The 18,858-nt window shown below is 68.7% G+C and carries 13 protein-coding genes; 6 read left to right on the top strand and 7 right to left on the bottom strand.

Annotation, left to right across the window (positions count from 1 at the left end; translation table 11 throughout):
* Positions 1–782 precede the first annotated feature (782 nt).
* The gene (locus LIG30_RS11520; protein ID WP_038712203.1) at positions 783–1,793 is read left to right on the top strand and encodes an LLM class flavin-dependent oxidoreductase; all 1,011 of its coding nucleotides are present in this window, start codon (positions 783–785) and stop codon (positions 1,791–1,793) included.
* A 79-nt stretch (positions 1,794–1,872) separates the two neighbouring features.
* Here LIG30_RS11520 and LIG30_RS11515 read toward each other — a convergent pair whose 3' ends face one another.
* A complete protein-coding gene (locus tag LIG30_RS11515) occupies positions 1,873–2,934 on the bottom strand; it encodes an alpha/beta fold hydrolase (protein ID WP_038712191.1) in 1,062 nt (353 codons plus the stop codon).
* A gap of 174 nt (positions 2,935–3,108) precedes the next feature.
* Here LIG30_RS11515 and pdxY point away from each other — a divergent pair, with 174 nt between their 5' ends.
* Both pdxY and LIG30_RS11505 read left to right on the top strand, forming a co-directional pair.
* Entirely contained in the window at positions 3,109–3,972 is an 864-nt protein-coding gene (gene pdxY, locus LIG30_RS11510) for a pyridoxal kinase PdxY (RefSeq protein WP_038712189.1), read from the top strand.
* A gap of 60 nt (positions 3,973–4,032) precedes the next feature.
* The gene (locus LIG30_RS11505; protein ID WP_038712187.1) at positions 4,033–6,123 is read left to right on the top strand and encodes a phosphocholine-specific phospholipase C; all 2,091 of its coding nucleotides are present in this window, start codon (positions 4,033–4,035) and stop codon (positions 6,121–6,123) included.
* A 153-nt stretch (positions 6,124–6,276) separates the two neighbouring features.
* Here the strand turns inward: LIG30_RS11505 and LIG30_RS11500 are convergent, their stop codons facing one another.
* The gene (locus LIG30_RS11500) at positions 6,277–8,391 is read right to left on the bottom strand and encodes a TonB-dependent siderophore receptor (RefSeq protein ID WP_083493989.1); all 2,115 of its coding nucleotides are present in this window, start codon (positions 8,389–8,391) and stop codon (positions 6,277–6,279) included.
* A 451-nt stretch (positions 8,392–8,842) separates the two neighbouring features.
* Between LIG30_RS11500 and LIG30_RS11495 the strand changes: the two genes are divergently transcribed.
* The gene (locus tag LIG30_RS11495) at positions 8,843–9,991 is read left to right on the top strand and encodes a branched-chain amino acid ABC transporter substrate-binding protein (protein WP_038712186.1); all 1,149 of its coding nucleotides are present in this window, start codon (positions 8,843–8,845) and stop codon (positions 9,989–9,991) included.
* Between the two features lie 223 nt (positions 9,992–10,214).
* Here the strand turns inward: LIG30_RS11495 and LIG30_RS11490 are convergent, their stop codons facing one another.
* From LIG30_RS11490 to LIG30_RS11480, 3 genes are all read right to left on the bottom strand, one after another.
* Positions 10,215–10,976: a FadR/GntR family transcriptional regulator gene (locus tag LIG30_RS11490; RefSeq protein ID WP_038712184.1), complete on the bottom strand. Its 762-nt coding sequence runs from the start codon at positions 10,974–10,976 to the stop codon at positions 10,215–10,217.
* Between the two features lie 219 nt (positions 10,977–11,195).
* Complete coding sequence (locus LIG30_RS11485; protein WP_038712183.1) at positions 11,196–11,981, bottom strand: hypothetical protein; 786 nt, start codon at positions 11,979–11,981, stop codon at positions 11,196–11,198.
* 235 nt (positions 11,982–12,216) lie between these two features.
* Positions 12,217–13,281, bottom strand: coding sequence for a glycosyltransferase family 4 protein (locus LIG30_RS11480; protein ID WP_038712181.1), 1,065 nt, complete (start codon positions 13,279–13,281; stop codon positions 12,217–12,219).
* A 557-nt stretch (positions 13,282–13,838) separates the two neighbouring features.
* On the opposite strand from LIG30_RS11480, the gene LIG30_RS11475 reads away from it, so the two are divergent.
* Positions 13,839–15,671, top strand: coding sequence for an ABC transporter ATP-binding protein (locus LIG30_RS11475; RefSeq protein WP_038712180.1), 1,833 nt, complete (start codon positions 13,839–13,841; stop codon positions 15,669–15,671).
* A gap of 142 nt (positions 15,672–15,813) precedes the next feature.
* On the opposite strand, the gene otsA is transcribed toward LIG30_RS11475, so the two are convergent.
* The gene (gene otsA, locus LIG30_RS11470; protein WP_038712178.1) at positions 15,814–17,193 is read right to left on the bottom strand and encodes an alpha,alpha-trehalose-phosphate synthase (UDP-forming); all 1,380 of its coding nucleotides are present in this window, start codon (positions 17,191–17,193) and stop codon (positions 15,814–15,816) included.
* Complete coding sequence (otsB, locus tag LIG30_RS11465; protein WP_038712200.1) at positions 17,190–17,942, bottom strand: trehalose-phosphatase; 753 nt, start codon at positions 17,940–17,942, stop codon at positions 17,190–17,192. The genes otsA and otsB overlap by 4 nt, the downstream gene beginning before the upstream one ends.
* 277 nt (positions 17,943–18,219) lie before the next feature.
* Between otsB and LIG30_RS11460 the strand changes: the two genes are divergently transcribed.
* Positions 18,220–18,855: an SCO family protein gene (locus LIG30_RS11460; RefSeq protein ID WP_038712177.1), complete on the top strand. Its 636-nt coding sequence runs from the start codon at positions 18,220–18,222 to the stop codon at positions 18,853–18,855.
* Positions 18,856–18,858: the final 3 nt, after the last annotated feature.

The raw sequence follows: 18,858 nt of genomic DNA, 5'->3' as shown, positions 1-18,858 counted from the left end.
CGGCTCGAAGCCGTCGCGCGCGGCCGTACGCGGGGTGCGCGGACGCGGCGCGAACGCCGCGACAAGCGCATATCCGGCCGCGACCAGCGTGAACGCGACCAGCAGCCACTCGAGGAGGGAGATGCCTGGCGTCATGCGCTGCACCCTCCCGCAGCCGGGCCGCGGCGGCGATCGATTGAGCGAGAGATGGATGATCCGACTGGGACGAACGCGGGCACGACCCGACTCCTTGTTCCGGCTGCGTCTGATTGGGGGCACTCAACGTGCACGAAAGCGGCCAAGCCCCTCTTTCGGGGCGCTCCCCGCGTGACGTTTCAGCAAAACGCAGGAAGATTGAACGGAAACCGTCAGCACGATATGGGTAAACGCCGAATTTTAGCAGCGTGCGGCATCGTGCGCTCGGTACTCCGATGAAACGCACTGGTGCGAAATCGGCAAATCCATGTCGCGGCGAACCATTCCGGTGCAATCTCGTTCACCCGAACGTAAGCGCGATGAAGGCGAATTGCAGCCTCGTCGAAGCAAGCTTGCGCGGATTGGTGTAAGCGCGACCCCATTCGCAGGAAATTCTCGTAAAAATTCGTAATTTTCAAATCATTACACCAAATTTCGCAACAATCGAACCAGCTTCGTCGGATGGGGCAATCGGCCGCGGCGGCATCCATTTCGATGGCAGGGGTATCCGCGCAGCGTCAGCGCGATCCGGAACCCTTTGGCAAAATTATCGGCATCTGTTGCGTCCGCGCATCACCGCGCGCCTCTCGTTCGAAGGTTTCACCGCGATGACTTCATTTTCCGTTCTCGATCTTGCCCCGATTCCCGCCGGCGCCGATGCGGCCCAGGCATTCCGTAATACGCTCGACCTTGCGCAGCATGCCGAGCGCTGGGGCTACCGCCGCTACTGGCTGGCCGAGCATCACAACATGCCCGGCATCGCGAGTGCCGCGACCGCCGTCGTGATCGGCCACGTCGCCGGCGGCACGCGCACGATCCGGGTCGGCTCCGGCGGCATCATGCTGCCGAACCATGCGCCGCTCGTGATCGCCGAACAGTTCGGGACGCTCGCGTCGCTCTATCCCGGCCGCATCGACCTCGGCCTCGGCCGCGCGCCGGGCACCGACCAGACGACCGCCCGCGCGCTGCGTCGCGACCTCGTCGGCAGCGCCGACGCGTTTCCCGACGACGTCGCCGAGCTGCTGCGCTATTTCGCCGAGCCGGCGTCCGGCCAGCGCGTGCGCGCGGTGCCCGGCGCGGGGCTCGACGTGCCGGTCTGGCTGCTCGGCTCGAGCCTCTTCAGCGCGCAGCTCGCCGCGATGATGGGGTTGCCGTTCGCGTTCGCGTCGCATTTCGCGCCGGACTACCTGACACGCGCGCTCGAACTGTACCGCGCGCAATACCGGCCGTCCGCCGCATGGCCGAAGCCGTACGCGATGGTCGGGGTCAACGTGTTCGCAGCGGGAACCGACGACGAGGCGCGCCGCCTGTTCACGTCGCTGCAGCAACAATTCATCAACCTGCGGCGCGGCACGCCCGGCAAGCTGCCGCCGCCGGTCGACACGCTCGACGCGAGCGAGCTGGAACTCGCGAACGTCGCGCATTCGCTGTCGTTCGCCGCGGTCGGCTCGCGCGACACGGTGCGCGAGCAACTGCGCGACCGGATCGCGCAGACGGGCGCGGACGAGCTGATCATCACCGCGCAGATCCACGATCACGCCGCGCGGCTGCGCTCGTTCGAGATTGCCGCGGAGATCCGCGACGATCTGGCGAGCGACGCGCGTCCGGCCGCCCGCTGATTGCCCGCTGATTGCCCGCTGATTGCCCGCTGATTGCCCTCGGAGCACCCGCTGGCCACGCGCCGGGCCACGGCGCCGGTCAGCGCGGATGCACGGCGGCGAGCCCGTCCAGCAGCGCCTTGTGGAACGTCGCCGGGTCCTGTATCTGCGGCGCGTGGCCGAGCGCGGCGAACTCCACCAGCGTGGCGCCCGGAATCGCCGCCTGCGTGCGCTTCGCGAGCTCCGCGTAATGTCCGAGCTTCGCATGCACGTCGGGCGGCGCGACGTCCTTGCCGATCGCGGTGGTGTCCTTGTCGCCGATCATCAGCAGCGTCGGCACGCGGATCGCGCCCAGCTCGTAGACGACCGGCTGCGTGAAGATCATGTCGTAGACGAGCGCGGAGTTCCATGCGACCGCGTCCTTGCCCGGGCCGCGATACATGCCCGCCAGCATCTGCACCCAGCGCTCGTATGCCGGCGACCACTCGCCCGCATAGTAGCTCGCCTGCTCGTAGCGCCGTATCCCGCCGGCAGTCGTCTTCAGCTCGCGCGCATACCAGTAGTCGACCGACAGCGGCGGCACGCCCAGCGCCTTCCAGTCCTCCAGGCCGATCGGGTTGACGAGCACCAGCTGCTCGGTCGCGTTCGGATACATCAGCGCGTAGCGAATCGCCAGCATGCCGCCGGTCGAGTGGCCGACGATCGTGGCCGCCCGGATGCCGAGCGATTCGAGCAGCGCGTGCGTGTTGTGCGCGAGCTGCTGGAAGCTGTACTGGTAGCGCGCCGGCTTCGTCGACTTGCAGAACCCGATCTGGTCCGGCGCGATCACGCGGTAGCCGGCGTGGCTGAGCGTGGCGATCGTCTCCTCCCAGGTCGCCGCGCAGAAGTTCTTGCCGTGCAGCAGCACCACCGTGCGGCCGTTCGGATGCACGGGATGCACGTCCATGTACGTCATCTCGAGGGTCTGGCGCTGCGATGCGAACGCGTAGCGATGCACCGGCGCGGGATAGGCGAAGCCCTCCAGTTGCGGGCCGTAGGCCGGCCCTTCGTTGCCGCCGGGCGCCGGGGACGCGGCCCCCGCCCAGGGCGCCACGCAAGCGGCGAGAATCGCGCCGAGCACGGCGGCGCGCGAAGCGGACGACATCTTGCGAATCGGAAGCATGGCGGTGACGATGACGAGTGACGCACGGCGGCGGCGGGCAGCCCCGTGCCACACGGGATTCTACGCGGTACGCGTTGACGGCGTCGCAACATGCCCGCGCGAGCCGCTTTCTCGTGGATGCTGAACTCGGGTATCGTTTGACGTGACCCCGAACCGCATGCAGGCGAGCGCCCCATGAAAAACGTCCTCAGCATCCAGTCGCACGTGATCTACGGCCACGCCGGCAACAGCGCGGCCGTGTTCCCGATGCAGCGGCTCGGCGTCAATGTCTGGCCGCTCAACACGGTTCAGCTGTCGAACCACATGCAGTACGGCCACTGGGCCGGCAGCGCGATCGACGCCGCGAAGATGGAAGAGCTCGTCGACGGCATCGCGGCGATCGGCGCACTCAAGCGCTGCGACGCGGTGCTCTCGGGCTTTCTCGGCTCGCCCGCGCAGGCGCGGGCGACCGTCGAGATCGTGCGCGCGGTGAAGGCGATGAACCCGAACGCGTGGTATTTCTGCGACCCGGCGATGGGCCAGACGGGCGGCATCCGCCCCGAGCCGGGCGTAGAGGAATTCATCGTCCACGAGATGCCCACGCTCGCCGACGGCATGGCGCCCAATCACACCGAACTGCAAAAGCTCGCCGGGCGGCACATCGAGACGGTCGCCGACGCGGTCGACGCGTGCCGCGCGCTGATCCGCCGCGGCCCGAAACTGATCCTCGTCAAGCACCTGCACGACCGCAACAGCCCGGCCGACCGCTTCAACATGCTCGCCGTGACCGAGACCGAGGCGTGGATCGGCCAGCGGCCGCTCTACGCGTTTCCGCGCCATCCGGTCGGCGTTGGCGACCTGACGAGCGCGATCTTCGTCGCGCGCCGCCTGCGCGGCGACTCGGTGCGCGCCGCGTTCGAGCACACGCTCGCGGCCGTGCATGCGGTCGTCAAGGCGACCTACGACGCGCGCCGCTACGAGCTGGAGCTGGTCGCCGCGCAAGACGAGATCGCCAGCCCGAGCGAGTGGTTCGGCGCGTGGGTGACCGACGCCGCGTAACGTGGCCCGCGCGCGGCCGGCATCGCCCGGCGCCCTTCCCTTCCGCACCGATACCGACACATGACCCACGCGAATCGCCGCGGCTTCCTGCGGCTTGCCGCCGGCGCCGCGGCGCTGAACCTGTTCCCGCCCGCGATCCGCGCCGCGCTCGCGATTCCGGCAAACCGCCGCACCGGGACAATCCGGGACGTCGAGCACATCGTGATCCTGATGCAGGAGAACCGCTCGTTCGACCATTACTTCGGCACGTTGCGCGGCGTGCGCGGTTTCGGCGATCCGCGTCCGCTGATGCTGCCTGGCGGCCTGCCGGTATTCCACCAGCCGAACGGCGCGGCCTGCCTGCTGCCGTTCCATCCGGGCGCGGACGACCTCGGCATGCAGTTCCTGCAGGATCTCCCCCATGGCTGGCAGGACATGCACGCGGCATGGAACCGGGGCCGCTGGGACCGGTGGGTGCCGAACAAGGGCACGACGACGATGGCGTACCTGCGGCGCGGCGACATCCCGTTCCACTACCAGCTCGCCGACGCGTTCACGATCTGCGACGCCTATCACTGCTCGATCCCGAGCTCGACGGACCCGAACCGGTACTACATGTGGACGGGCTGCATCGGCAACGACGGCGCGGGCGGCGGCCCGGCGCTCGGCAACGACACGTCCGGCTGCGGCTGGACGACCTACCCCGAGGTGCTCGAGCAGGCCGGCGTGTCATGGAAGATCTACCAGGACGTCGGCATGGGGCTCGATGCGGCGGGCGCGTGGGGCTGGACACAGAACCCGTACATCGGCAACTACGGCGACAACGCGCTGCTCTTCTTCAACGCGTACCGCCGCGCGCAGCCCGGCTCGCCGCTCTACGAGAAGGCGCGCACCGGCACCAACGTGAGCGCGGGCGGCACGCTGTTCGACGTGCTGCGGCGGGATGTCGCGAACGGCACGCTGCCGCAGGTGTCGTGGATCTGCTCCCCGGAAGCGTATTCGGAGCATCCGAACTGGCCGGCCAACTATGGCGCGTGGTACATCGAACAGGTGCTCGACGCGCTGACGTCGAATCCGGAGGTGTGGAGCAGGACCGCACTTTTCATCACCTACGACGAAAACGACGGCTTCTTCGACCACGTCGCGCCGCCGTATGCGCCGCCGTCGCGCGACGACGGCCTGTCGACGGTCACGACCGCCGGCGAGACGTTCGCTGGCGACGCGAACCACATGGCCGGCCCGTGCGGCCTCGGCCCGCGCGTGCCGATGCTCGTGGTGTCGCCGTGGAGCAAGGGCGGCTGGGTGTGCTCGCAGACCTTCGATCACACGTCGCTGCTGCAATTCATCGAAGCGCGCTTCGGCGCGCAGTACGCGATCCGGGCGGGCAACGTGTCGCCGTGGCGCCGCGCCGTGTGCGGCGACCTGACGTCCGCGTTCGACTTCGCGAATCCCGACGCGGGCTGGCCGCGGCTGCCGGACACGAGCGGCTACGCGCCCGCCGACCGCGACCGGCACCCGAGCTACGTGCCGGTGCCGCCCGCCGTGCAGGCGCTGCCGAAACAGGAGCCGGGCCTGCGCCCCGCCCGGCCGCTGCCGTACGCGCTGTTCGTGCACGGCCGCCTCGACGGCGCGAGCGGCACGTTCAGGCTCACGTTCGCGAATGCCGGCCGAGCGGGCGCGGCATTCAACGTCCACTCGGCGAACCGCGCGGCGGGGCCGTGGACGTACACGGTCGAAGCGGGCAAGCAGCTGTCCGACACCTGGCCGGCATCGCCGTCACCCGGCGTCTACGATCTGTCGGTGCACGGCCCGAACGGCTTTCTGTGCCGGTTCCGCGGCGCATTCCGGTCCGGCGCCACGCACGCGCGCCACCACCCGGAAGCTCGCTACGACCATGACACCGCGAACGGCAATGTCACGCTGCGCCTGTCGAACCCGGGCGCCGCGCCGGTGCGGCTGACGGTGACGAACGCATACCGCAGCGGCGGCCCGCGCGTCTACGACCTGCAGCCCGGCCAGCAGGTCGACGACGGGTGGGACCTGCGCGGCAGCCACGGCTGGTACGACCTCAGCGTGACCGACGGCACGCCGGACGGTTTCCTGCGCCGCTTCGCGGGCCACGTCGAGACCGGCCGCCCGAGCGCGAGCGACCCGCTGATCGCGACCTCCTGACGCCCGCCGCGCGAACCTCCGGGGCTGGAAGGATGCCGGCCGGCGCCCGCGCCGCCTGCATGCGCCAGCGGCTGACGCGCTCGACGCAATCGCCGAACACGGTTCGGACTGGAATCCGGCGCTTCATCCCGCTCGACTCTCGAGGACAGTTGCTCAGAACTCGAGCGTCGACGACAGCGCGAGCGTGCGCGGCAGCCCGACGCCGAGCTGGTTCGAGCCCGCGGCGCTCCAGTAGCGCTTGTCGGTCGCGTTCTCGAGATTGGCCTGGAACGTCGCACGCTTGCCGAGCAGCGTCGTCGCATAGCGCGCCCCCGCCGTGAAAAGCGTATAGCCGCCGATCCATGCCTGGTTCGCGTTGTTCACCGCGCGCGACCCGGTGTAGTAGATGCCACCGTTGAGCGACAGCCCCTGCACCGCCGCGATCCGGTACTCGGCGAACAGGCTCGCCATCACGCGCGGCGTGTTCTCCGGCACCCGGCCGACGAGCGCCGCGTCGGTCGAGTCCACCTGTCGTGCGTTCAGCCATACCGCCGACGCGAGCATCGAAAGCTGCTTCGTCACGTCGCCCTGCAGCGAGAACTCGACGCCGCGAAAACGCGCGCTGCCGTTGATCGCATACACGTTGTTCGCGTCCGTTCCCGCCGATGCCCGGCGCAGGTTGAAGAACGCGAGCGACGCGAGCGCGTCGCCGGCGATCCGGCTGCGCACGCCGATTTCCTGCTGACGGCTCACGGCGGCGGGCAACATCTGGTACGCGTTCGCCGCGGTCGCGGGTGCGGTGCCGGCCGACTCGAGCCCCTCGACGTAGCTCGCATAGACGCTCGTGTCCGCCAGCACCTTGTAGATCACGCTCGCGGTCGGCGTCACCCGGCTCACCGCCGACGCAGGCGAGCCGAGCTGCGTGCTTCGAAAGCGCCCATGGCGCGCGCCGGCGATCACGTCCAGGCGCGGCGTCAGCGACATCCGGTCGAACGCATACGCGCCGCGGTCGACGACGTTCTGCTCGTTGAAGTCCTTCGAGCCCGCGGGCGTGAGCGACGTGACGGCGACGGGCGCGTACAGGTTCTGTTTCGCGGTGTAGTAGTCAGTCGTGAAACTCGGCTGGTGCAGCCAGTTCTGCGCGACGCCGAGCGTCAGGTCGTGCGACACGAAGCCGGTGCGGAACGCGCCGTTCACGTCGAGCCGCAGGTTCCGGTTCTCGTACTGCTGCCCGTCCTGCACGCTTTCCTGCAGCGTGCCCGCGCCCGTCGCGACGTTGTACTTCTGGAACATCCACAGGCGCCGGTCGCGCCAGGTCGTCGACTGCCCGGCCGTCAGCGTCGCGCTCCAGTCGTCCGAGAACGCATAGTCCGCGCGCAGCAGGTGCGTCGTCGCCGACGCGTGGGTCTTCTGGTCGCCCGGCACGAGCAGGCGCGACGGATCGGGCAGCACGGGCAGCGTGATCGCGCCGTTCTTCGCGGCGAGCGGCACGATGCCCGCCTGCTCGACGATCCGCTGATCGATCTGCTCGAAGTCGTACGCCAGCTTCAGCCGGTTCGTCACGCGCCAGTCGAGCGCGGCCGAGAACAGGTTGCGATGGCCGCGGTCGCCGTCGACGGGCGCCTCGACATGATTGCCGACCGCGTTGATCCGGATGCCGAACTGCTGGTCGGCGCCGAAGCGACGGCCGAGATCCGCGTGCACGAGCGCGGAGCCGTTCGTGTCGGTGCCGAGCGTCAGACGGGTCACAGGCTTCGCGCCCGCGCGCTTCATCACCAGGTTCACGATGCCCGCCGGCGGCACGAAGCCGTAATACAACGCCGACGCACCCTTCAGCACCTCGACGCGCTCCTTGTCCTCCATCGGGATCGCGATATTGTTGTCGAACGGCAGCACGCCGTCGATCCGATAGCTCGAGCGGTTGTCGAGCGGGATGCCGCGCACCGACAGGTTGTCGTACGCGAGCCCGTTGAGTTGCTGGCGGCTCACGCCGGGCACATTGCGCAGCGCGTCGTACAGGCCGCGATCGCCCTGCGCGTCGAGCACCGCCCGCGTCACCACGTTGACACTCGCCGGCACGTCGACGATGTCCTGGCCGCGATACGGGCCGACCCCGACGTCGGCGGGCGCGAAGCTGTGCGCGCCGGCGCGCGCCGCCGTCACCTCGACGGGCGCGAGCACCTGCTCCGCGCCGCCCGCGCTCGCCCACCCCGACGCCACCAGCGCCCGCGCAAGCGGGCGCCCCCAATGCGTGTGCACACGGGCACGGCCCGGCCGGCTGCTGATCATCGTTGACGTTTCCTCTTCCTGTCGTCGGCCCCGCGCGGTTCCGGCCGCCCGCTGTCCGGCGACTCGCTTCCCGTTTCGGGACACCTCATTAATACGAATGCGACTCGTTCGCATTTATATTACAAAATGAAAAGCATCGTCAACGAAAATGAAACAGTCGGCGGCACACGTGGGGGATCACCCGACGCGATGCCGCAGCGGCCGCGGCCGCGACCGGCTATGCAGAAATCCGCATCGAACATGTCCAAAATTGACAAGACTCGTCGAAATTGGCGCCCTATAAATTGAGGCAATCGGGACGCCATCACGGGTCAGACCGGGACGCCGTCCTGGGAAGGCCCAGGAAGTCCGCCCGATTGCGAGAAGCGGCCAAACCGCCCGTCAGCCATGCGCGCCGGCTTGCCGGACGCGCGCTCCGTCTTATTTGCAGGTGTCGCCAAGAGGAATGAATATGAATCTTCGCCAGTCGCTGCTGTCCGTCGCGCTCGCATCCGCGCTCTCGACCCTTGCCCTTCAGGCCGCGCAGGCGGCGGACGAAACCGCCGTCAAGATCGGCTTCGCCGGGCCGCTGACCGGCGTGAACGCCGGCTACGGCAAGGATCTGCAAAACGGCGTCCAGCTCGCGCTCGACGACGCCGTCGCGCAGAAGGTACAGATCGCCGGCAAGCCGGCCCGCTTCGAACTCGTCGTGCAGGACGACCAGGCCGACCCGCGCGTCGGCGTGCAGGCCGCGCAAAGTCTTGTCGACAAGAGCGTGTCGGTCGTCGTCGGCCACTTCAACTCGGGCACGACGATTCCCGCGTCGGTCGTCTACGACAAGGCGGGCATCCCCGTCATCGATCCCGCCGCGACCAACCCGACGCTGGCCAGCCGCGGGCTCGCGAACATGTTCATGGTGATCGCGACCGACGGCCAGAACGCCGGCAACGCGGGCAAGTACGCGGTGGACGTGACGAAGCCGAAGCGCATCGCGATCGTCGACGACCGCACCGCGTTCGGCCAGGGCGAGGCGGACGAGTTCGAGAAGGCGGTCAAGGCGGCCGGCGGCGCGGTCGTCGCACGCGAATTCACCAACAACCAGGCGGTCGATTTCCGCGCGCAGATCACGAGCCTCAAGGGCAAGAACGTCGACCTGATCTTCTTCGGCGGCCTCGATTCGCTTGCCGCGAACTTTATCAAGCAGATGCGCCAGCTCGGCCTGAACGCGCAGTTCGTCGGCGGCGGCGGCGTGCGTGACGCCGAGTTCATCAAGATCGCCGGCCCTGCCGCCGAAGGCGCGATGGCCTGGGAATACGGTCGCCCGCTCGACCAGCTGCCGCAGGGCAAGGATTTCGAGCAACGCTTCAAGAAGCGCTTCGGCGTCGACGTCCTGTCGTACGCGCAGTTCGGCTACGACGCGACCTGGGCCGCGATCAAGGCGATGCAGGCAGCCGGCTCGACCGAACCGGGCCAGTATCGTCCGGCACTCAAGAAGATCGACTTCGAAGGCATCACCGGCCGCATCGCGTTCGCGAACGATGGCTCGCTCAAGAGCGGCATGTCGACGCTCTATCAGGTGAAGAGCGGTTCGTGGAAAACCATCGTGACGAAGGGGGGCTGATACACGGACCCTTCCGGGCCGACCCGGCAGCGGCGCGCGCAATGCGCGCCGCCGCGCCGCTGCCCGCGCCACGCGGGTCGCGGCGCGGCTCACCCCAGGGGGATGCCGCTCGATGTCCGTCCCGCCGCGCACCGACGTTGTACGATAACCGACATTACCGGCGATGCGCGATCGCGCTGCCGCGTGCGGGCTCGCCATCCGGGGCCGCCCGCGCCGGACGGCGTCACCCGCCGTGCGTTTCGCGCTCCGCTTCGGCCGCTTCGTGCGCGCGGCGCAGCCGCTCGCGGCTGTTGGTCAGGTGCGTACGCATCGCGGCGCGCGCGGCCTCCGGGTCGTGACGCACGATCGCCTCGTAGATGCCCTCGTGCTCGTGATTCAGGCGGCCGACGTAGCGTTCCAGGTCGTCGCCGGCCAAGCGTGCCGAGTTCACTCGCGTGCGCGGGATGATCGACGCGCCGAGCTGCGTCATGATGTCGACGAAATAGCGGTTGCCGGTCGCCTGCGCGATCTGCAGATGGAACTGGTAATCGAGTTGCGCGGTATCGCGGCCACCGCCCGAACCGGCCGCGATCGCATCGAGCGCGCGCCGCAGCGCGGCCAGGTCAGCGTCGTTCGCGCGCTGTGCGGCAAGGCTCGCGCACTCGCTCTCGACGCTGATGCGCAGCTCCAGCACGGCGATCACGTCGCGCAGCGTCGTGATCGTCGCCGGGTCGATGCCCAGCGTGTCGCGGCGCGCCGGCTCGAGCACGAAGCTGCCGATGCCGTGGCGCGTCTCGACGAGCCCCCTCGCCTGCATCCGCGAAATCGCCTCGCGCACGACCGTGCGGCTCACGCCCTGCTGCGCCATCACTTCGGTTTCGGTCGGCAGCTTGTCGCCGGGGCGCAGCGCGCCGTTTTCGATCTGCGCGGTCAGCGCGTCGACGACATCTTGCGCCAGACTGCGCGCGCGGCGGCGCGGCACGACGGGGAGCGTGGGCACGGACATGAGGCCGGTTCCTTGTTGATTGAATGATCGTGTCGGGTATCCGAGGGTTCGAGCGAAAGCCGTCAGACCATTATAATGCGTCACAAGTCGTCCGACGACCGATGATGGCAGGCGGCGCGATTTCATTGTCGTGATAACCGGCTAATCGGCTAACCGACCTGCGAGGTGATGGCGGCATTCCGCCGTGCGACGGGTCTGCCGACGGCGGTACGCCGCGTGTCAGACGATCTGCTTGAGCGCCGCGTCGAGTGCGAGCACGGCCACGCGGTCGCCGTCGGTCACCAACGGCACCCGCATCACGATCTGGCGGTTATGGCCGACCGCCGCCGGCGAATCCCACAGCAACTCGACCTTCGGCCGCTTGAACCAGCCCGCGCGCGGCGGCGCCGGCGGATCGTCGCCCGTCACGGCGGCGGCGCGGCCCGGCCAGCGCACGGACAGCTCGCGCGCGTCGTACTGGCCGACCTTGCGGCTTTCCATCCAGACGATCGTGGTGCGCGTCATCGTGTCGAGCGAGATCGCGAAACGCCCGACCGCGAAGCGCCGCGCGGCGACGTTGGTGCGCCACAGCGCGCGCGGCCGACAGATCCAGACGACCGCCGCATACAGCGCCGGCGACGCGACGAGCCAGCCATTGGTCGCGGCCAGCGCATGCAGCACGCGATGCCAGCCGGCCATCCACGCGAACATGCCGATCGACCAGACGGCGAACAGGAAACCGATCAGCGAGAAGAGCCGCAGCGCCTGCCGCAGCCACTGCGGCAGCGGGTGGAACGGGCGCTCGGCGCGCGCGGCCGCGCCCGGCAGCGCGATCAGCAGGAACATCAGCACGAGATAGACGCACGCCAGCGGCGACGACGCCATTGCCGACAGCGACGCGCGATACCCCATCTCCGACATCGAGAACGCCCAGCGGGCGAACAGGACGAGACCGATCGCGCGCAGGGCGAAGATCACACCGGCGCCAGGGGCCGGGGTCGCGCGCGTGGTTTTGGTTCTCGCCAAGACTGCTCTCCTATCGATGATCGTGCCGGTGCCGGATTTTTCGGCACGGCCATTATAGGGACATTACCGCTTCGGCAGATGATTGCCCGGCGCCATTCGCCGCTTTCGGGGGGCTTTCGCGGCGACGGGCGCGGCGAGGATACAACAGATTGCGCCGCAGATGCGAAAACGCCCCGCCGGCAGACCCGGGCGGGGCGCAGATGAACGCGTCCGGCGGCAGCGCCGCCGGCGGATCTCAGCCGGCCGCGACTTCGCGCAGCACGGTGCGGCGCTTCTGGCGCAGCAGTTCCTCGTAGCCCTTCACGTAGTTGCGGGCCATCACCTTCGACGAGAAGCGCGCTTCGAACGCGGCACGCACTTGCTCGCGCGGCAGCGTGTGCAGGCGCTTGAGGGCGGCCACGGCCGACAGCTCGTCCTCGACGACGAAGCCGGACACGCCGTTCTCGATCACTTCCGGCACCGAGCCGCGCTTGAACGCGATCACCGGCGTGCCGCATGCCATCGCCTCGATCATCACCAGGCCGAACGGCTCCGGCCAGTCGATCGGGAACAGCAGCGCGTGCGCGTTGCCGAGGAATTCGGCTTTCTCCGCTTCGCTGATCTCGCCGATGTACTCGACGTGCGGCAGCGCGAACAGCGGCTTGATCTTCTCTTCGTAGTACGCGCGGTCGGCCTTGTCGAGCTTCGCGGCGATCTTGATCGGCATGCCGGCCTGCTCGGCGATACGGATCGCCGTGTCGACGCGCTTCTCCGGCGAGATGCGGCCGAGGAACGCGAGGTAGCCCGGCTTCACGTCCGGGATCGGCTTCAGCAGGTTCTCCGGCAGGCCGTGGTACACGGTCGACAGCCAGTTCGCCTGCGGCAGCGGAATGCGCTGGTTGTCCGAGATCGACACGACCGGCACGTCGCTGAACGTGTTGAAGATCGGCTGCAGTTCCGGCAGGTCGAGGCGGCCGTGCAGCGTCGTCAGGTGCGGCACCGGCTGGCGCGAGAACAGCGGGAACGGATAGTAGTCGATGTGGAAGTGCAGCACGTCGAATTCGTCCGCGCGGCGGCGCACTTCCTCGAGCAGCAGCATGTGCGGCGCCATCGTGTCGCGGATCGTCGGGTCGAGGCGCAGCGCCTGCGGCCAGACGGCTTCGAGCTTCGCGGAGGTTTGCGAATCGCCGCTCGCGAAGAGCGTGACGTCATGCCCCATCTCGACGAGCGCTTCAGTCAGATAGGACACCACCCGTTCGGTACCGCCGTACAGTTTCGGGGGAACCGCTTCGTGCAACGGAGCGATTTGAGCGATTCGCATGTGTAACTCCTAAAAAATCGGCAATTAACAAAGCATTGGGTCGGCAGCCCGGCCATTCGGCCCCGGTGCGCATCAGGCGATCGGCGCCCGGCTGGCTGGCGGCGTCGAACCTGTCTGAAATGACAGCAGCGACGCGACAGGCATAGAACGTTTGAAGCGAAGACCCGTTGACAGGGGTTCGTAAAATTCCCGATGACGAACCCGGAGCCGATTATCTAGGGGGATTCCCGATCGGACGCGCAACATTTCAATCGCTTTACTTTGTTACAAAACGGCAACACTTTGCCACGCCCGGATAATCGAGACCAATCTAGAGTGAAAGGCCGCTCCGGCAGCCGTCATTGCACTCTGCCGCCTGCTGAACAGCAGGCGCGGCACATGCGGCGCGGCTCGGGATGCCGGATTTTATCTCAAAATGACGTGCGTGCCCCGTGCCGGCGTCAAGATTGACACAGCGCGACGCACGGCCTTGTTTACAATGCCGGATTACGTCCGGGCGAAAGTCGGCATGCGATCCGGCCGGGACGCCCAACCACCGATTCACCGCACGCACGATTTTGGAAGCTCTCACCCCTGCCCAGCGCAACGCCTACAACGCGAAGCTGTCGAGCTACGCGCACCGGCCGCTTGCGTTCCTGTTCCGCTACATCCGCCTGCATCCGCTCGCGCACCTCATCGTGCTCGCAAGCGTGCTGGCCGCCGTCGGCTGCGCGCTCGGCTCGCAATTCGCGATCAAGCACCTGATCGACGTGCTCGCCGCCGGCCGCCACCATCCCGGCCCGCTGTGGAGCGCGTTCGCGCTGCTCGTCGGCCTGATCGCCGCCGACAACCTGCTCTGGCGCGTCGGCGGCTGGGTGGCCGCGCATACGTTCGTCGCGGTCACGGGCGACCTGCGCCGCGACCTGTTCCAGTACCTGAGCGGGCACTCGCCGACGTACTACGCCGAAAAGCAGCCCGGCACCCTCGCGAGCCGCATCACCGCGACGTCGAACGCCGTCTACACGGCGGAGAACACGATGGCGTGGAACGTGCTGCCGCCGTGCATCGCGGTGATGGGCGCGATCCTGATGATCATCGTCGTCAATCCGCTGATGGCGGCGGGCCTGTTCGGCTGCTCGGCGGTGCTCGCCGTCGTGCTGTTCCGGCTCGCCGGGCGCGGCTCCGCCCGCCATCACACGTTCGCGGCGAAGGCCGCCGCGGTCGACGGCGAGCTCGTCGACGTGATCGGCAACATGGGCCTCGTGCGCGCGTTCGGCATGACGCTGCGCGAGCAGAAACGCTTCGGCGCGACGGTCAAGGCCGAAATGGACGCGCGCCAGCAAAGCCTGCTGTATCTGGAAAAACTGCGCCTGCTGCACGCGGTGATCACCGCGATGCTGTCCGCGGGCCTGCTCGGCTGGGCATTGTGGCTGTGGGACCAGGGCCGCGTGACGTCGGGCGACATCGTGCTCGTCAGCTCGCTCGGTTTCACGATCCTGCACGGCACGCGCGACCTCGCGGTCGCACTGGTCGACGTCACCCAGCACGTCGCGCGCCTCGCCGAGGCCGTGAAGACGCTGCTCGAGCCGCACGGGATGCCGGACCGCTCGGACGCGGTGCCGCTCGCGCCCGGCGGCGGGCGCGTCGACTTCGAGCGCGTGAGCTTCGCGTATCCGCACCGCCGGCCGATCCTCGACCACTTCGAGCTCCACATCGAGCCGGGCCAGCGCGTCGGCCTGATCGGCAAGTCCGGCGCGGGCAAGTCGACCGTCCTCGCGCTGCTGCAACGCTTCTACGACACCCAGGACGGCGCCGTGAAGGTCGACGGCCAGGACGTCAAGGCGATCACGCAGGACAGCCTGCGTCATGCGATCGCCCTCGTGCCGCAGGACATCTCGCTGCTGCATCGCTCGATCTACGACAACATCGCATACGGCCGCCCCGACGCGACGCGCGACGAAGTGCTCGCCGCCGCGCGCGACGCGCGCTGCGCCGAATTCATCGAGGCGATGCCGGAGGGTTACGACACGATCGTCGGCGACCGCGGCGTCAAGCTGTCGGGCGGCCAGCGCCAGCGCATCGCGATCGCGCGCGCGATCCTGAAGAACGCGCCGATCCTGCTGCTCGACGAAGCGACGTCGGCGCTCGACAGCGCGTCCGAGGAAGCGATCCAGAGCGCGCTCGACCGGCTGATGGTCGGCCGCACGGTGATCGCGATCGCGCACCGTCTGTCGACGCTGCGCAACTTCGACCGGATCATCGTGATGAGCAGCGGCAAGGTGATCGACGACGGCAGCCCCGACGTGCTGCGCAATCGCCCCGGCCTCTACCGGGACCTGCTCGCGAAGCAGCACGGCCGCCACCATGCCGCGCCCGACAGCGGCGCGGCGGGCGGCGAGCGCGTCGCCTGATCCGGCGCGCCTTGCCGCAAACGGCAAAAAGCCGCAGCGCATCGCCGCGCTGCGGCTTTTTTCATGCTGGCGGCGGATCGGCGCGCATTCGCCGGCCGCATACCCGCTTCACGCTAGGGCCTGTTCACGCTAATAACGGGCCCTAATCGCCCTGCAGGTCGCGCAGGAAATTGTCGCGCCACACCGACACGTTGTTCTCGCGCAGCTGCGCGATCATGTCCTCGTAGCGCGCGCGCCGCTCGGCGAGCGGCATCGACAGCGCCCGCGACAGCGCCTCGGCCATCCCGCCGATGTCGATCGGATTGACGATCAGCGCGCCGGTCAGCTCGCGCGCCGCGCCGGCGAAGCGCGACAGCACCAGCACGCCCGGATCGTCCGGGTTCTGCGCGGACACGTATTCCTTGGCGACGAGATTCATCCCGTCGCGCAGCGGCGTCACGTAGCCGACGCGCGCGAGCCGGTACAGCGCGGCGAGCAGCTGCCGGTCGTAATGCCGGTGGATGTAGAGGATCGGCGCCCAGTCCAGCTCCGCGAAACGGCCGTTGATGCGCCCCGATTCGGCCTCCAGCTGCACGCGGATGTCCTGGTACGCGCGCAGATCCGCGCGCGTCGACGGCGCGATCTGCAGAAACGACACATGATTGCGGAACGACGTTTCGTGCTCGAGCAGCTTTTCGAACGCGCGAAAACGCTCGACGAGCCCCTTCGAGTAGTCGAGCCGATCGACGCTCATGATCAGCTGGCGGCCGCGCAGCGATGCGGCGAGCGTACGCACTGCCTTGCCGTGCTCGCCCGCCTGCGCGAGCGACGCGATCTCGTCCGGATACACGCCGATCGGATAGGCGGCCGCGTGCAACGTCTGGCCGAACGCGCGCACGGTCGCCGTGCGCGCGCCGTGCTCGACGCTCCCGCCAGCCTCGGACTCGATGTAGTCGCAAAACGCGCGCAGGTCCGGCCCGGTCTGGAAGCCGAGCAGGTCGAACGCGCACAGCGCCTCGACGAGCTCGCGGTGCGGCGGCACGTTGACGAGCACCTGCGCCGCCGGAAACGGGATGTGCAGGAAAAAGCCGATGCGGTTCTTCACGCCGGCCGCGCGCAGCGCGCGCGCGAACGGGATCAGGTGATAGTCGTGCACCCAGATCACGTCGTCGTCCTGCAGCAGCGGCACGAGCTGCTGCGCGAGCCACACGTTGACCCGGCCGTAACCTTCGAATTCGTGCCGGTCGTACTGGATCAGGTCGGTGCGATAGTGGAACGCCGGCCACAGCGTCGCGTTCGAGAAGCCGCGGTAGTACTGGTCGTAGTCGCGCCGCGACAGACCGATGGTGGCGAACGTCACCGGGCCGTGCTCCTCGACGCGCATCTGCGGCGCGCCCGACGCGACGACCTCGCCGCTCCAGCCGAACCACATGCCGCCGGTTTCCTTCAGCGCGTCGTACACGCCGATCGCAAGGCCGCCCGCCGCCGGCTCGCCTTCGGAAATCGGCGCGACGCGGTTCGAAACGATGATCAGGCGGCTCATGCGACGGGCCGTCCCGCCGCGAGCCAGCGCGCGAGCTGCGCGTGCAGCGCATCGACCGACTCGAGCCGCGCGTGTGCCGACGTCTCGCCCGCACCGACCTTGATCGACAGTCCGCCATGCGCGTTGACGACCCCGAAGCCCTTCTCGTCGGTGAGATCGTCGCCGGCGAACACCGGCATGCGGCCGGCGAACGGCGGCTCGTCAAGAAAGGCCGCGAGCGCGCGCCCCTTGTCGACACCCTTCGGCTTGATCTCGAACACCATCTTGCCCGGCTGCAGCACGTATGCGTCCGCATGGTCGGCGACGAGCCGCTCGGTCGCGGCGCGCGCGACCGGCTCGCACTCCGGCGCGTTGCGGTAATGCAGCGCGACCGCCGCGCCCTTGATCTCGAGCAGCATGCCCGGATGGCGCTCGACCACGCCGGCCAGCTCGCGCTCGATGCGCAACAGGCGCGCGTCGTTGAAGCCGACGCGCTGCGTGTCGCCGTTCGCGTCGCGGCGCTCCGCGCCGTGCAGGCCCGCGATCGGCAGATCGGGCATGTTCAGGTAGGTGTCGATGCTGTCGATGCCGCGCCCGGACAGGATCGCGACCGCCCCGTGCGACAGGCGGCGCAGCTCGTCGATCAGCGCGATCAGCGAAGACGGGACGTGAATGCTGTCCGGGGTGGGCGCCAGCTCGACGAGCGTGCCGTCGAAGTCGAAGAAGAACGCGGTTTCGGTCAGTGACAGGGAAGCCGGGACAGATTGCATCGATTCGGTGAACGGTTGGACGGCCCGCAAGGCCGCCACTGAAGGAATTGTGCGCATCTTACCGCGCCTGTGCCCCTTTATGGGCGAATCCGCCATGCCGGGCGGCGCGTCCGACGCCCGCTCCATCTGCGACATTTTGCCCCGATCGCGCGCGCCGAACGGCTTTCGAAAGGGCGATCCCGATCAAAGTACGTTACAGTCGCATCCGCTAGCCGCGCCCGGCCGCCCCCGTTGCCGCCGCGGCAAGCCCCTCATTCCTGTCCGACCGAGCTTCTGGATGCCGTTCCCGTTTTCCGCGCCGGGCGCACCGCGCCGGCGCCTGCTGCGCGTGGCAGGCGCCGCGCTCGTCGCCGTTGCGCTCGCCGCCTGCACGCGCAACGAGCCGCCCTGGCACCTGACCGACGTCACCGGCCACCTGCCCGACCTGTCGTTCTCGCTGACGGGCGGCGACGGCCGGCCGGTCGACGCCGCCGCGTTCAAGGGCCACGTCGCGCTCGTCTACTTCGGCTATACGCACTGCCCGGACGTGTGCCCGGAAACGATGGCGCGGCTGATGGAAGTGCTCGGGAAGCTCGGCCCGCAGGCGCGCGACGTGCGCATCCTGTTCGTGTCGGTCGATCCGGCGCGCGACACGCCGCAGGCCATGCAGTCGTACGTCGCCGCGTTCGACGCCGAGCATGCGCGCGGCCTGACCGGCTCCGCGCGCGCGATCGAGTCGCTCGCCAAACGCTACCGGGTCGCGTATCAGATGGAACAGCGCGATCCGTCAGGCGGATACGAAGTGACGCACAGCTCGGCCGTCTACATCTTCGACGCGCACGGCCACGCGCGCCTGCTCGCGACCGACCGCGACACGCCCGACGCCATCGCCGCCGATGTGCGCCGGATCATCGACCCCGCTTCATCCACCTGACCC

The sequence above is a fragment of the Burkholderia sp. lig30 genome (assembly GCF_000687455.2).
In the GTDB taxonomy this organism is placed as follows: domain Bacteria; phylum Pseudomonadota; class Gammaproteobacteria; order Burkholderiales; family Burkholderiaceae; genus Burkholderia.
The sequence above is the reverse complement of the archived record's forward strand: the minus strand, read 5'-3'. Positions and strand labels throughout refer to the sequence as shown.